The organism is Atribacterota bacterium (assembly GCA_039638595.1).
GTDB lineage: Bacteria > Atribacterota > Atribacteria > Atribacterales > Caldatribacteriaceae > Profundicultor > Profundicultor thermophilus.
The window spans coordinates 1-14,441 of record JBDIWM010000003.1 but is presented as its reverse complement, the minus strand read 5'-3'; the positions used below and the strand labels follow the sequence as shown (position 1 = coordinate 14,441).

The following is a 14,441-nucleotide window of genomic DNA, read 5'->3' as shown; positions in this document are numbered from 1 at the left end:
CTCAGTTCCGTTCACGTTCAAGGAGATAGTGAATCGACTCTGGAAGAAAAGTAACCATCACCTCCTCTCCCAAATGGAAACGGTTTTCCTCTCGATTCTGCACATCGACAAGAAACTTCACTCCTCTTACCTCAACTGCTACCCTCACAACGGATCCCAAGAAAACCTGACCCAGGATCTTTCCCTGGAGTGCATTATTCCGAGAAGAAGCCACCGACGAAAAGCGGTCTTTTGACAGGACGTTGAGATTCTCCGGTCGAAGGAGGATCAAAAGCTTTGCGCTTTCGCGAGAAAGTGGCAATCCCTGTAAGGTATGGTCCATCCAACGCAATTTTCCCTCGTCTGGCGATACGACTTCCACCTCCAAGAGCGTAGAAATTCCGATGAATTCAGCAACAAAACGGGTACGGGGACGGGAGTAAACCTCTTCGGGGGTGCCTATCTGCTCTATGAGTCCCTGATGGAGCACAGCCACCAAGTCCGAAATGGACAGCGCTTCTTCCTGATCGTGCGTAACATAAATGGTGGTGATACCCATTTCCTTTTGAATGCGCTTGAGTTCATAGCGTAACTCCAGCCGCACTTTAGCGTCCAAAGCACTCAATGGCTCATCCAGAAGGAGCAACTTCGGTTGAACCGCTAAAGCCCGTGCCAGCGCTACCCGCTGTTTCTGCCCGCCGGAGAGCTCACTCGGCATGCTGCGCATTTTCTCCCCTAAGTGGACCAGGGCGAGCATTTCTTTCACCCTTCGGTCAATCTCGGATCCTTCCATTTTCCGGGCTCGTAAGCCAAAAGCCACATTTTCATAGACGTTGAGATTGGGAAAAAGAGCATAGTGCTGGAAAACCATGCCGATGTTCCGAAGGCGGGAGGGGACCTCGGTGACATCCCGTTCGTCGATGTATACCTGACCCGCATCAGGGCGTAGGAAACCAGCGATGATTCGCAAAAGTGTGGTTTTTCCCGAACCACTTGGACCAACAATGGAAATAAACTGTCCTCCCGGAATCTCGAGATGGACCCCTTCTAAAACCGATGTATAGCCAAAACGCTTTGTAATTCCAAGCAGTTTCACGCTCACCGCACTCATTGCACCACTCGGATTGAAGAGAAACGACTAAAAACCCATAGCGTCATCCCAGCCACCAAAACGAGCACCATCACCGCCGCACAAGCAAAACCGGTGCTCACGTAGAACGCCTGATATAGAGTAACTGGGTAGGTTTGGCTTTCAGAACTCGTGAGAATGAGAGCCAACTGGAACTCTCCAAAAGAAAAAGCGAAAGTCATAATTGCCCCAGAGAGGATACCTAAGCGCAAGTTCGGGAGGAGCAATCGCCGAACAATGTACCACTGGGAAGCACCTAAACTTTCGGCGGCCTCCTCTAGGGTTTTCCAGTCGAGCATTTCCAGATTGGCCATAATCGGTTTCACCATGAAGGGAATGCTATAGATCACGTGAGCGAAAAAGAGGAGTTGCCACGTCCCTACCAGGGACAAAGAAGGCCAGTTGTAAGCCTGGACGAGGCCAATACCCAAAACAATGGGAGGCAAAGCAATCGGTAAAATCACCATGGCATCGAAAAGAGAACGCAAAAGCTTCCTTCCCGAAATATGCACCGCGTACACGGTCGGAATAGCCAAAAGTGCCGTGGCAATGACGGTTAATACTCCCACCAGAACACTCATCTGCAAAGAACGGAGGTACATTTTTTCGGAAAAGAGGGTCCGATACCATTCAAAGGTGAACCCCTGGGGGAAAAGGGTACCAAACCATTTCTCACCGAAAGAACCGACGAAGAGGAGGAGAACCGGTAGCAAAATGTACACGACCAAAAAAGAACGGGAAAGACGTAACCAAAACTGCGATAGACCAAAATGGTTCTCGCCGATCCAAAACATGGAATCCTATCTTTTGTTTCTCCTAATTTTCCCATCTCTGTTCATAACACAAAACCAGGGGAGTGTCAAATTAAAAATTTTTAACCAGAAATAGGCACCGAATATGGAACTCCACCAATTGATAGTATTAGTATGGTGTTGTAGTATTAGTATGGTGTTGAGTGGAAAACTCATGTTCGGGATGTGAAAACAACAGAATGCCCTGTAAAAAATGTGAAACCATTCCATGGGAAAAGCCTGCAGGAGTACGCGATATTGTCATATACGCAAGCCATGAGTACCTACTCCAAAAGTTCTACGAAAATTTGAAGCACGCTTTTTCAATCCAGCGTTACAATGAGTGCCTGATGCTCAAAGAGGACTTCGATGATTTCATGCAAACCGTGTCCATTACAAGCTCAGGGGTATTCACACCATTGGAACTACAAAACATCTCCATCATGGTGTGTAAAGATGTGAACTTTTTGAAGTTCAACGACTTCAAAAGCGTAAGAACGCTCGAGCAATGGATACACATTCACCAGGCAGAGGAGCTGAAGTGGATTCTAGAACACAATGCTATCGTGACCTATTTCCAGGCCATAGTGGACGTGAGTAACCGAGAGATAGTCGGATACGAATGTCTTTCAAGGGGAATAAAAAGGGACGGAAGTCTCCTTTATCCCGAGACCATGTTTCGTTTGGCTGAGAAAGCCGATTTACTCTTCTACTTAGACCGCCTTTGTAGAATAAAGTCGCTTCAAAGTGCCAGAGAAAATGTCATCACCAAGATGATCTTTGTTAACTTCTCACCCAGCGCCATATACAATCCTGAATTCTGCCTCAGATCAACGATCAACACCGCTAAAGAGCTCAATTACGATGTATCAAAAGTGGTCTTTGAGGTGATTGAAAGTGAAAAACTCGAAAACCACGAGCATCTAAAAGAAGTGCTCGACTACTATAAAAAATGGGGATTCAAAGTAGCGCTGGATGACGTTGGTGCTGGATATGCGAACCTTGAAATGCTTGTCCAGCTCAAACCCGATATAGTCAAAATCGCTATGAGCTTCGTGAGGCATGTTCATCACGAACCAATAAAAAAGTCAGTCATCACAGCCATTACCACGCTGGCAAAAGAAATGGGACTCAAGACCATCGCCGAGGGCGTAGAAACGGAAGAGGAGTTTTCCACCGTCAAAGATCTGGGTGTCGATTACGCCCAGGGATACCTTTTTGGAAAACCCACACCAACGATTTAACTCTTGATGTGTGCTGTCATTTAAGACAGAAGCGTGCAATGCTCACCACCACGGGCGTATTCCACCCGAAAGTGTTTCGAGTTCCCCCCTTACACCTTCTCCACTTTACCCGAGCAATGTAAACAATTTGTCACTTTTCGCAAATCCACCGACCGGTTTCAGTTCTTCCGGGTCTCTTCGATCTTTCCAAAAAAGATCCTACCCGTCTATAAGATGCTCACGTGGATCACTGAATTTCCAGGAAAATCGTCATTCCACCACTTGCATAGCTTCCACGCAAAAGGAGTCCCGTATCCGGTTCATATTCGTACTGGGCCAAGGGGTGCCCTGATACGGTTATGGTCACCAGCACTCTTCCCCCTTGACCATAAGAGGTAACGTCCATAGAAAAACCAATCTGAGGGACAGTGAATATGGCGCTCTCATTCAAAAGAACAGGATTAATATAAAAGGGACCAAAGTACGCATCTCCCACCACTTTTGAAGTGGAAGTTCCGTAATTTAAAGTAGCAGTGGAATCGTAATGCGTGATTTTACCTTCTACACCCACAAATCGATAGATCAGCGTTCCTACATAGGACATCATACCCATTGCGCCACTACCCACCGCATAGGTTACATCCCTTCGGGCCACCTCGGGGAGTTCAACATTCCGGGGTAAGGGCAGATTAGCGATGTCAACGAGAACCCTATCCCCGGCCTCGGCCCCGTTTGGACTTTGACGCGTGATGGTCGACTTCTGGATAATACCATCGCTTCGAAACTGGTCTAAAGTGGTGGTGACTTCATCCTGAGACCTCGTTGTGATTGCAAAATAGTACAGATCATCTCCCGCATATCCTCCCTCGACAGTCGTCCCATAGCGGGCATAGAGGTCACGATCGTTCAGAGCCTTTTCTACTACTTTTGGATGGAGATAAAAACCCGAACCCAGGGTGTTCAGTACCTGGAATCTCGGATTGATACTCCATTCTCCCCTTAAGGTGTCAGCGAAAACGTCGAATATGAACCCATAGACTCTTTCTCCCTGTATACTCGTCGCGATATATATGGAGTAACCAGAAAGTGTAGTCGACGAACCCTCCGCTCCCGATCCGACACGGCCTCCGAATTTCGTTTCGTACACCGCACATACGCCTTCCTGTAACCATGAAGGAATGGGCATAAGAACTTCTTTCGGAAAAGAATCGAAAGACGTTTGAGCAAAGGAAATCTGGGCACAGAGGACTGTAATCAAAAGCCCCAAAATGACCACCTTTTTCATGCTTTCACCCTTTCTACTCAATCTCCCCTTATCATTATATAGCCAAAAGATGGACGATGAGAGAGAATGCGAAGAAAATTACCATTAATTTTGTGTTCTTTTGAATCAGGCGTTATGAATGGGGCTCTCTCCAGATGGAGCGTAAACAGGATAGTTTTCCAACAGGTGTTATCTTCCCAAATGAAACCGCAACGTACCTTGCTACAAAATACCCCACTTTCCGGAACACGTAGAAATCCCCTACCTGTGCGTCATCGAAGAGGTGCGTTCACCCATTTAAAGAGTCTCCCGCTCCAAAGAGAAAAGAAAATGAAAAGAAGCTTTAGAAGAGAGAGATTTTGTCGTGCCTTCCATGCCATTGACCGAGAGAAGTGCTTGAAACTCGATCGGGAAATCGCCTTCGAGTGCGACATCCACCAAGACGCGGAAAAAGCGAAAATGTGGGGAGAAAAGGGGCCGGATGACCGCCGGTGACATCGCTGCCTCCCATCTTCAGGATAGTTCAACCGAACGAGGAGCGTTCATCATTGCAGGCATCTTAAGGATAGAAGGTTCCCTTCCGTTCCTTTCTCAAAACAATACCCCAAGTAGCAATCTCAAAAGGACCCATAACACCCTCTACCACGTTCCCTCGCAGGGGAACAAGGTCCTCTTCCTCCTCTACCAGCGACAATCGCTGAATCGCAATTACCGGAAGGGTGAAAGAAAGGCGAAAGCGTTGAGGGGACACTGTGGGATTATACATCCGGATAACCATACCATCACCATTCTCTTTCCGCTTCAGAGCACTCAAAACAAGCACCGGATTGTCACACTCAAAGGGTGACCAACCATTCAGGAAGGATGCTTCATTCCCCTCAACCTGCAAAAGAAGCGGAGGACGGTTAAAAATCCGAGCTTCCCGATTCAGGAAAAGTTGCCAGGCAGGACCTTTAGCGAAAAGAAGCGCCAAACGAAAGCGATGGTTTCCCAAACACTGGGCTCCCTCTGCAGGCAGGCTCCAACCAGCGTCCCCTTTGCGAGTTAAGAGGTCATCCCGTGAGAGCCATCCCACCGCACGCAGAAGGGTAACAGCTATCCGTGTCCCCTTTTCCTCTGGAGATACTTCATATTCCCGAAGTCCCTGGTTGAAGAGGGCAAAAACCTTTTCCCCATCTTCTACGAAGACAAAGTCATTTTGGGGGTGGGATTTACCGTCATTTTCCCGCTGCAGAATGGCAAAATGGGCATCGACAAAGTGGTGTGCTGTCCTGAACGGCACGTCGAAAAGGATTCGTAACCGGTGGTCTCTGGCAGTGTTTTCCAAACCGATATCAAGGTCAATCCTCCGAGATCCACTATAGAGACGAACATCCATGGTAATAGGAACAACCACTCTTTCCTGGCTTCGCCCTTTCCGGTCGGGGGTAAGGGAACGAGGAACCGTCATACTATAATGAAGGCGAACGCTCTGGAGGTATCGGTCCTTTCTCACCCACGAAATGGCAGGAGAAAGGTCACTGCTGTGAATAATTTCGTCATTCTCGCATGGTGAGTAGTCATACTCATCGCCGGCATCGGCACCATCTTCAAACACAGGACCCAAGACGCCTTCCCAGGAGAGTTCATGAGCAAAGAGACGAAGGCACCCCGACGGTTCCACCACAATCCGATAGAACTCGTTTTCTAAAACATTCCTTTGGGGAAAGATCGAATGATTCTCCTTTGCAATGTTTTTGGGAACGATGCGATAAGCTCGAAAACCAAGGGGTGGGAGGTGGTGTACTGTAAAGCCAAGAAAAAGTCGCTGTGCTCTAAAAATTTGAGGAAGGGTATGGGATGGAGTGGCCATAAACGTAACCCAATCGTTTTCGATGATTTCGGGAATCACGGTTTCTTCCCGGCTTTGGAGCTCCAGGACACGGTAAAGAGCGCCCTCCTCAGGTTCGTAAGAACGAATTTTACTCACCTCAAAGTCCACTTCCCGTATCTTCGCTTTCTGAAGGTACACCTCACCTTCAAGGTACGCATCCACCGGATAGGGATAGGGATTAAAAATGAGGAGGATATCTTCATCACCACGGCAACATTTTTCCAGAGTATCCCTCGCCTCTTCCAGAAGCTTTCCCCCCAAGGTTTCAATCTTGCGATACCGAAGCATCATTTCCTCATGCACTGCGTCAATACTGCAGCCACAGATAGAGTCGTGGGGAGAGTTCTGCAAAAGGAGCTTCCAAAGGTAAGCGAGGTATTCCTCAGGATAAGGACCACCCAAAAGAGAGATAACGGTATATAGGGGTTCAAGCCATCCCTCAAGAAGGGAGGAACACTGATGGTGCTTCTGTTTTAAATACACTCTGGTTGAGAGTGTTCCTCCCAGAAGGTAGTTGAGGTCATCAGCCCTCCATTCACCCTCATAAATGGATAGGGTCGGAGCTTCTTCCTCGATTTTCCGGAAAAGATATCCTAGATGGGAGTGGAGAATAACATGTTCGGGAAACCTTTTGCGAAGGAGATCGAGTTTCTGAGGAAGTTTTGGGTCTGGCTCCACGTGGTCACTTCCGTTCATGAGTAGAAGATGCGAAGTCGTAGCGAAAGGGGTGAGTTTCTCCACAAGTCCACCAATTCTTCGCATGAGTTTCTCCTCGTCGTCTGGAAGATCGGTGGCAATGCCATATCCAAAGGGCATGTACAGGGTTAAAACCTTTGAACCATCGGGAGCTTGCCAAAAGAATTCACTCTTTTGTACCGTTTTCGGCGCTCCTCGCCAAAAGGTAGCATGGGGAATACCACTTTTTATGAGTATTTGGGGCATCTGGGCAATGTGACCAAAAGAATCGGGAAGGTAACCAACCCTATTGTCTCCACCAAATGCCCGCATCATGTTCCTACCCAAAAGAAGGTTTCGAATGTGGGTCTCACCACTCACCAAGAATTCATCGGTGAGGACATACCATGGACCGACGAATAACCGCTCCCCTTCAATGTACGACTTAAGTTCACTCTGTCGAGCGGGATTGACCTCCACGTAGTCCTCAAGGACTATCGTCTGGCCGTCCAAGAGAAAGTACCTGTACGCCGGCTCCTCTCGAAAAACATCAAGGAGGTGATCAATAAGCCGTACAAGACGAAAACGAAAGGCATCAAAAGTTTCGTACCACTCCCTGTCCCAGTGCGTGTGGCTTACAAAATGCAGGTACACGTCAAACACCTCCGAAGGGAATTATCGCCTTCCCAACTCCTCACAGAGAGCAAAGTAGTAAAACACATTTTCCGGGGGAATGGTGTGGGTAAGGTGGTTTGAAACACAGTAAAAATACCCGGGACAACTTTTGCCAAAGCGGGTACAACGCTCAACCTCTCTTCGAATATCTTCTTTCGTCCCCTCTGCCAGTATCCGTCCATCGATGTTTCCAACCATGACTTTTTCCTGCCCGTACTTACGAGCCAGTGTCTCAAGGTCCGTATAACTTTCGGCAAAAAATCCATCCGCCCCACAAGCAAGCACATCGTCAATGACACAGTCAAGATTTCCGTCGGAGATAAAAATTACCTTCTTCCCTTTCCTTTTCAGAGGGTCCCATAACATTTCGTAGTACGGATAGAGGTTCTTTCGATACCATTCTGGGTTGAAAATTGGCCCCCTGGCGGTACACAAATCATCGTGACTCGTGAACACCTCGATATCGGTCAAAGAAAAAGCTGAGGTCACCTTGAGGGAGATTTCGGTAAACCCCTTCCAGATTCTCTGAAAATCCTGGGGATAGAGGTAAGCGAGTTCTGCAAAAAACTCCCATCCAAAGAGCATGAGCGGCCACATGAGAAGCGTTCGGTAGTAGTGACCGGGGACCAGAGCCCTTTCCCCCACAAGATCCTGAAGACGATGAAAATCCTCGTTGAGTTTCTTCACCATCTCCTCAAGTGGTAGATGGAAAAACTGCTGGAGCGGGTCTATATCCTCAAATACCTCCTTCGACTCTTGCTCTAAGAACATCGATACCGGATCAAAATGCAAAACATCCTCAATAGAATGAAACCAGGACCCGTGGTCCCATTCCCAGGTAATCCCACTTCCCCATTGGCTCACCTTTTTGCCTCGTTCATTGACGATGGTTCCGTTTTCAAGGATCTGAAAAGCAGAGGGAACATCAGTGCGAGGAGGAATTTCCACATCGATGGGAAGGAGTTCCAACGTACGTAATCGTGCTTTTTGAGGATGCTGCGCTGGATCGATTCCCGTCAACTGCAACTCAAATGCAGGATTCGCCAAAAATTCCCAGTGGGGAATACGGTCTGTAGGTTGAAGGAAAAAAGCTGCCCTAGCTCGACTTCTACTCGCCATCCTGTTCACTCCAGCGCGCAAAAATACGATAAATCTTTTCCAGTTCGTCTCCGTTCCAAGCCATGTCATGCCCAAGGAGAGAATTCGTGGTATCCACGAGCACATAGAGACCGGCCACATTGTTCCCCCAACGCTCAAGATGGGTTAAATAGTGAAAAACGCTCTCAAAAACCACATCTTTATTCAACCCTACATGTGGAGAGAGCACCACCCGGTTCCCAAGTTTGCCTACCACCTCTTCAAACGGTGTTTCGGTAGCCCCGAAATTGATCCCTTTGAGGTTTTCAATTTCAAGGAGTACTTCCAGGTTATGCACAAAATTTCCACAGGAATGGATGAACACTCCACCAAACTCCCGCGAAAGAATGTTGATGTATGGGAGAGCAAACTCTCGGTAGAGTTCCGGAGAGAGAAGAGAGAGAAGGTCCTCGCTTACACAAATCCCTTCCCCCCAGGGGAGGTAATGCTGGAGATGACAGGGAATGAATTCCGCACCTTGTACTGCGCTTCGCTGCGCATGGACAAATTCGATCATAAGTTCGGTGACCATCCCAAGGAGGTGGTGAACAGCCCGAGGAGCATCAAAAAGGGCCAAAAAGAAGTCGTTACTCTCCCACAAGAGGTAGGCTACATCCATCGGCCCCTGGAGATCGGTCATCTTGATGGGTAAAGTTTCCCGGGTTGCGCCTGCAGCGAAATGAGTGAAATCGAGGACTACCCCAAGAAGCCCATCCCGCACTGAGGGTTTCTTCAACGCAAAAACCTTTTCGGAGTCATCAAAGAGTACCGGTTCTCCCCAGGGATATCGACCCTTCGAAAAATGGAGTGGACATCCAAAAGCGGAAGGAAAAATGCTGGTCCCAAAATCCGTCCGAATAGCGGGAACGTCAAAGTCAAGGATATGTGTGCGGTTTTCAATGCGCCGAAGCTCCGCCTGGAGCATGGCCTCAAACGAGGGAATCGTACCCTCTTCGATTAAGAGTGCTTCTCCCGGAGAGCCAATATACCACACCGGACCCTTTTCCTTTCGTTGCCAAAAACGCCTGAGATACCCTTTTTTTTCCTCCATAGAGGAGCGTGATGGAAGCACGATTTTACCACTCCTTTTTCACTTAATAGCCCCTCGGGTTAGACCCTCGATGATGGTTCGTTGAAAGAGAATCACAAGCACAATGACAGGGATAATCATCACCACACTGAGAGCACTCATGAGGTCCCATGGTTTCCCATAGGCCGTTGATTCCAAAGCCACCTCGGTGAGACCAACGGTGAGGGTCTTGCTCCGCGCATCAACGGCAAAGACTAAAGGGTAAAGGAGTTCGTTCCAGCCGGTAATAAAGTTGATGACAAACATCGTGCCCACCGCAGGTAAAATCAGAGGGAAAGCAATCCGAAAAAGAATGTGCAAAAATCCAGCACCATCGATGGCTGCCGCCTCTTCAATTTCTGCCGGAACCTGCTTGATAAAGGAAATGAGAATCCAGATGGTAAAAGGGGTGATGAGGCTTGACATTGCCACCACCATCCCCTCAATTTTATTCAGAAGGCTAACCCTTCCATAGAGTTCGTACAACGGGATTACCGTGGTAATTGGTGGCAGGGCAATGCTCAAGAGAAAAAGGAGTAAAAGAATATTGCTCCCTCGAAAGCGAATTCGAGCAAATGCATAAGCAGCAAAGAAACTCAAGAAAACGGAGACCGCGCTTGAAGAAAGGGCAAAAATAAGGGAATTCCGAAGGTACGATGAGAAGGGAATGTTGCCCGCCATCCGGAGAAAATTCTCCGTGGTGAAATAGGAAGGAAAGTACAGGGGCGGAATGGAAAAAAGCTTATGTTTTGGGGTCACCGAGGAAATAAAAATCCAGTAGAATGGGAAAATGGTAATGAATATGTACACACAAAAAAACACGTAAACCATGACTGCATTAGTCCACAAACCATCTCTGTGCACCCAAAACTCACTCCTTACAGAAGAATTTCAAACTTTCGTGAAATGAAAAGGACAATGGTCCCCAAAATCGCCACCAGTAAAAGTAATGCCACGCTGATGGCCGAAGCGTACCCAAAATTCATATGAGAGAAAGTTTCCTGGTATATCTTATACGACATAATGGCCGTGGAAAACCCAGGGCCACCTCCGGTCATACCGTATACGATATCGAAGGTTGCCAGGTACCACACGGTAAAAAAGAGCACTGTGGTAATGACAATTGGGGAGAGAAAGGGAATCGTAATATATCGAAAACAGTGCCATCCAGAAGCACCATCCACCCTTGCCGCTTCATACAGTTCCAGAGGGACACTTTGTAGACCAGCGAGGAGCAACATCGCCACAAATGGGGTATTTTTCCAGACATTGGCAAGAACAATCGCCCACCGTGCTCCCCAAGGGTCCACCAGCCAGGCAAAACGCACCCCTACAAAGCGGGCGATGAGATCGGCAATGACCCCGTATTCGCTATCGAACATCCAGCGGAAACCCAGCGCCACAACAATCATGGGAATCGCCCAGGGGACGAGATTAATGGTACGCGCGAAGTAGCGAAGGGAAAAACGCTTATTCAGCAAAAGAGCCACCAAAAGTCCCAAAAGCGTCTGAAAAGCAATGGAAATAAACGTGAAAAACAGGGTAAACAGGACGCTCTCACGAACCACAAGGTCAGCAAACATTTTCTGAAAGTTTGCCAATCCCGTGTAGGTATAGGCACCAACGATGGGATTGACCCGAAAAAAAGAGAGGTAAATCGTGTACACCACTGGATAGAGAGAGGTAAATAAACGCAAGACTAACGCAGGAAGGATGAGGATTATGGCATAATAAATCTTCCGCCGGGATGCTTTCTGAAAGTTCACGAAACTTGTCACTCCTTTCACCCTGCTCGAGGGTATACCCTCGAGCAGGGGTAGCGTGCTCTACTGTCCTCCGAGTTCAGCCATCATCTTCTTGCCCTGTTCCACCGCTTCATCCAAGGTCATCTGACCGATGAGATACGCAGATACCACATCGTCCACGATGTTCTGTGCCTCAGCCACCCTGGGGTGGTACGGGCGAGGAGCGGGAACATTGTTGTCGCTATACCACTTCATGTACTTCGCTAAGCCCTCATCACCCAATTCGGCCATGACCGAGTAGCGAGGGTTCATAAACCAGCTATTGGCTCTTGCCAGTTTAGGAGCAATCTCCTTTGAAAGGATGAACTGGATGAACTTTTTGGCCCCTTCTTTATTCGGAGCAAACTTGGGAATCTCCCAGCCCCATCCTCCTGCCCAAGAGGCACTACTCACCGGACCACGAGGAGGTAACGCAATCTCGGCCTTTCCTTCTCTGTACCACTCAGCGTTCCCCCGAGTGACACTATAGAAGTACGGCCACTGACGCATCATGGCTACACGGTCATTCATGTAGTCCTCGTTAATCTGATCGTAATTTTTGTTTAGAGCTTCTTTGGGGAAAATCTGGTGTTCGTAAATCATGTCATGGATAAATTTGACCGCGGTCTTGAATCCCTCATCGAAGGCAAAGGGATTGCCTCCTGCCTGGAGCGTCAAGTAAGCGACGTACACGTAGAGGAGGGCTGGCTTACTGAGGGCGTCTTCAACCCCTATTTTGCCCTGAGCGGTAAATTTCTTACCAACGTCGACCATCTCTTCCCAGGTTGCGGGGGGCAAAAGACCCATGGCGTCGAACCAGTCTTTTCGATAGAAAAAGTAGCCGAATTCAAAGCTGTGCCGCACCCGGTACACTTTTTCATCTAACCAGTTCCAAGCCTTTTCTGACTCTAGCATGCTCGGCGGAAAGTCTTCAAAGAAATCTGCAGGTAGAACGTCGTTCAGTGGTTCAAGCCATCCAGCACGAGCAAAAGCCGGAGACGCCTCGTCTGAATCACTGACCACGTCATAAGGGCTTTGACCAGCCCGATAGTATGTCGTGAGCTTAGTCAGGGCGTCCGTTCCCGAAGAGGGCATCGATTCCAGAATCACCTTGATTCCCGTCTGGGTTTCAAACTGTTCTATGAAAGGCTTCAGCGCTTCATGGGCAAAACTCTGAATAGCTACATGAACCTTTTCTTCCCCAAAAGCGGCTAATCCCCATACGAAAATAACCACCACCATGACGCTTACACCCAAAACCAATAATCCTCTTTTCATGCTCATCATCCCCCCAGAATGCTCTTTGTCCTCTCTTTCAGACCGATACACCACATTTGTCCTTAACAGGACTCCCGAATCACAAGTTGAGGTTCCAGCACTTTGGAATTTGCTCTCACCCCCTTATCGACAAGGTCAAAAAGCACGGTCACCGCCTCTTTACAGAGTTCATACACCGGTTGCCGAACCGTGGTGAGCCGAGGATGGGAAAGACGGGAAAGCCAGATGTCATCAAAACCGATGACGGCAACGTCCTGGGGGACACCGATACCCCCCTCTTTAAGTCGCTCTATTGCTCCAAGGGCGATCAGGTCGTTAGCCGCAAAAATGGCATCAAAGGACTCTCTCCTTTCAAAAAGCATCTCAACAGCCTGGTATCCCCCCTGGAAGGAGAAATCTCCTTCAACGATAAGCGCAGGGTTTACTTGAAGCCCATTCTCCGCAAGTCCCTCGCTATACCCCTGGAGTCTCTTCTGATATACGTCCACACCTTTCCGCCCGCCCAGAAAAGCGATTCTCTGTCTTCCTTTGCGGATAAGGTAAGAAGTGGCAATTTTGCTTCCCTGGTAGTGATTCGTAGTCACGGTGGGTAATTCCGTTCCCTCGATACTCCGGTCCAAGAGCAAAAGAGGAAGGGTATCAAGAAGTCTCGATCGCCTTTCGCTAGTAGAGGGAACCAGGATTACACCTCTCGCTTTACTCTGACTTAAGTAATAGATGAAATTCTCCTCCAGCTCCGGGTTATTCTCGGTATTACACAAAAGCAGAAAATATCCATACCGGAAGAGGAGAAATTCCAGAGACTTGACCAAGCTGGAAAAAAAGGGATTTTCAATATCGGGGATAATGACTCCCACCACCTTCAGCCCTTTACTCCTTTTCCAAACCTGGTGTCCCTCATACCCCAATGACGCCATAGCCTGGTGGATTCGTTCCTGCACCGGGGAGGAAACAGAACCCTTCCCGCTGAGAAACTTTGATACCGTAGAAATACTGACGCCTGCTTTTTCTGCCACATCTTTAAGACGTACCATCACACTAACCCCCATTCCTCTCACAATTCTACTACTCTTTGGAAAATTGAGCAACATTTTCTGCGAAATTTTCTATAAAATTTTTTCCTACTCTGAAAAAAAGGGGGTTCCTAAAAACAACCATCCGCCTCTCAGGACTTACTCGGAACAGAACCCCAAAAAAATTAAGACAAGTCCATATAGAGAGAGAAAAACTGAATCCCCTGTAAAGACGTCAACCAATCGTTGACTTTCTATGGGTTGGCATCGACTTTTCGCTGGTCACTATATGAACTCAAGGATTTCTTCATCATGGGCCTTCGTAATGAACCGTGGCTGCTACAACCTCCCCAAGACACCCATGCCCTTTTTATTTCGTTCCCTGAAATCTCAGAAAAACACGTCTCCTCTTGACCAACGTTAAGCCAAAGACTACCAGAGGTATACTGACCCCCGAAAATCAAGACAGTTTTTCTCCATTTGAGAGTTAGAGCTCATATCTAAAAAATTATCTTTACCATTTGCCCCAAGAGCAAAGATCTCGGCATGGT

General features: G+C 48.0%; 12 protein-coding genes. 2 read left to right on the top strand and 10 right to left on the bottom strand.

The features are described 5' to 3' along the window. Window position 1 precedes the first annotated feature (1 nt). Entirely contained in the window at window positions 2-1,075 is a 1,074-nt protein-coding gene (locus ABDK92_01415) for an ABC transporter ATP-binding protein (GenBank protein MEN3185281.1), read from the bottom strand. 11 nt (window positions 1,076-1,086) lie between these two features. Beyond that, a complete protein-coding gene (locus ABDK92_01410; GenBank protein MEN3185280.1) occupies window positions 1,087-1,902 on the bottom strand; it encodes an ABC transporter permease subunit in 816 nt (271 codons plus the stop codon). A gap of 197 nt (window positions 1,903-2,099) precedes the next feature. On the opposite strand from ABDK92_01410, the gene ABDK92_01405 reads away from it, so the two are divergent. Next, on the top strand, window positions 2,100-3,143 hold the full coding sequence (locus ABDK92_01405; GenBank protein ID MEN3185279.1) for an EAL domain-containing protein: 1,044 nt from the start codon (window positions 2,100-2,102) through the stop codon (window positions 3,141-3,143). A 226-nt stretch (window positions 3,144-3,369) separates the two neighbouring features. Here ABDK92_01405 and ABDK92_01400 read toward each other — a convergent pair whose 3' ends face one another. Continuing rightward, a complete protein-coding gene (locus ABDK92_01400; protein ID MEN3185278.1) occupies window positions 3,370-4,407 on the bottom strand; it encodes a hypothetical protein in 1,038 nt (345 codons plus the stop codon). Window positions 4,408-4,716: 309 nt separating this feature from the next. Between ABDK92_01400 and ABDK92_01395 the strand changes: the two genes are divergently transcribed. Beyond that, on the top strand, window positions 4,717-4,881 hold the full coding sequence (locus ABDK92_01395) for a hypothetical protein (protein ID MEN3185277.1): 165 nt from the start codon (window positions 4,717-4,719) through the stop codon (window positions 4,879-4,881). 64 nt (window positions 4,882-4,945) lie between these two features. Here ABDK92_01395 and ABDK92_01390 read toward each other — a convergent pair whose 3' ends face one another. From ABDK92_01390 to ABDK92_01360, 7 genes are all read right to left on the bottom strand, one after another. Continuing rightward, a complete protein-coding gene (locus tag ABDK92_01390) occupies window positions 4,946-7,588 on the bottom strand; it encodes a glycoside hydrolase family 38 C-terminal domain-containing protein (protein ID MEN3185276.1) in 2,643 nt (880 codons plus the stop codon). 21 nt (window positions 7,589-7,609) lie between these two features. Then, window positions 7,610-8,728, bottom strand: a complete 1,119-nt coding sequence (locus tag ABDK92_01385) for a uroporphyrinogen decarboxylase family protein (protein MEN3185275.1) — start codon at window positions 8,726-8,728, stop codon at window positions 7,610-7,612. Next, on the bottom strand, window positions 8,718-9,818 hold the full coding sequence (locus tag ABDK92_01380; GenBank protein MEN3185274.1) for a uroporphyrinogen decarboxylase family protein: 1,101 nt from the start codon (window positions 9,816-9,818) through the stop codon (window positions 8,718-8,720). The genes ABDK92_01385 and ABDK92_01380 overlap by 11 nt, the downstream gene beginning before the upstream one ends. Window positions 9,819-9,836: 18 nt before the next feature. Continuing rightward, window positions 9,837-10,679, bottom strand: coding sequence for a carbohydrate ABC transporter permease (locus ABDK92_01375; protein ID MEN3185273.1), 843 nt, complete (start codon window positions 10,677-10,679; stop codon window positions 9,837-9,839). Window positions 10,680-10,693: 14 nt separating this feature from the next. After that, on the bottom strand, window positions 10,694-11,581 hold the full coding sequence (locus ABDK92_01370; protein MEN3185272.1) for a sugar ABC transporter permease: 888 nt from the start codon (window positions 11,579-11,581) through the stop codon (window positions 10,694-10,696). 60 nt (window positions 11,582-11,641) lie between these two features. After that, window positions 11,642-12,877, bottom strand: coding sequence for an extracellular solute-binding protein (locus ABDK92_01365; GenBank protein MEN3185271.1), 1,236 nt, complete (start codon window positions 12,875-12,877; stop codon window positions 11,642-11,644). Window positions 12,878-12,939: 62 nt separating this feature from the next. After that, complete coding sequence (locus ABDK92_01360; GenBank protein MEN3185270.1) at window positions 12,940-13,911, bottom strand: LacI family DNA-binding transcriptional regulator; 972 nt, start codon at window positions 13,909-13,911, stop codon at window positions 12,940-12,942. Window positions 13,912-14,441 lie beyond the last annotated feature (530 nt).

What these genes read in the sequence shown, in the direction of transcription:
- ABDK92_01410 (MEN3185280.1), bottom strand. Translation starts at nt 1,902, where the DNA reads ATGTTTTGGATCGGCGAGAACCATTTTGGTCTATCGCAGTTTTGGTTA.
- ABDK92_01405 (MEN3185279.1), top strand. Translation starts at nt 2,100, where the DNA reads ATGCCCTGTAAAAAATGTGAAACCATTCCATGGGAAAAGCCTGCAGGA.
- ABDK92_01400 (MEN3185278.1), bottom strand. Translation starts at nt 4,407, where the DNA reads ATGAAAAAGGTGGTCATTTTGGGGCTTTTGATTACAGTCCTCTGTGCC.
- ABDK92_01395 (MEN3185277.1), top strand. Translation starts at nt 4,717, where the DNA reads ATGAAAAGAAGCTTTAGAAGAGAGAGATTTTGTCGTGCCTTCCATGCC.
- ABDK92_01385 (MEN3185275.1), bottom strand. Translation starts at nt 8,728, where the DNA reads ATGGCGAGTAGAAGTCGAGCTAGGGCAGCTTTTTTCCTTCAACCTACA.
- ABDK92_01365 (MEN3185271.1), bottom strand. Translation starts at nt 12,877, where the DNA reads ATGAAAAGAGGATTATTGGTTTTGGGTGTAAGCGTCATGGTGGTGGTT.
- ABDK92_01360 (MEN3185270.1), bottom strand. Translation starts at nt 13,911, where the DNA reads ATGGTACGTCTTAAAGATGTGGCAGAAAAAGCAGGCGTCAGTATTTCT.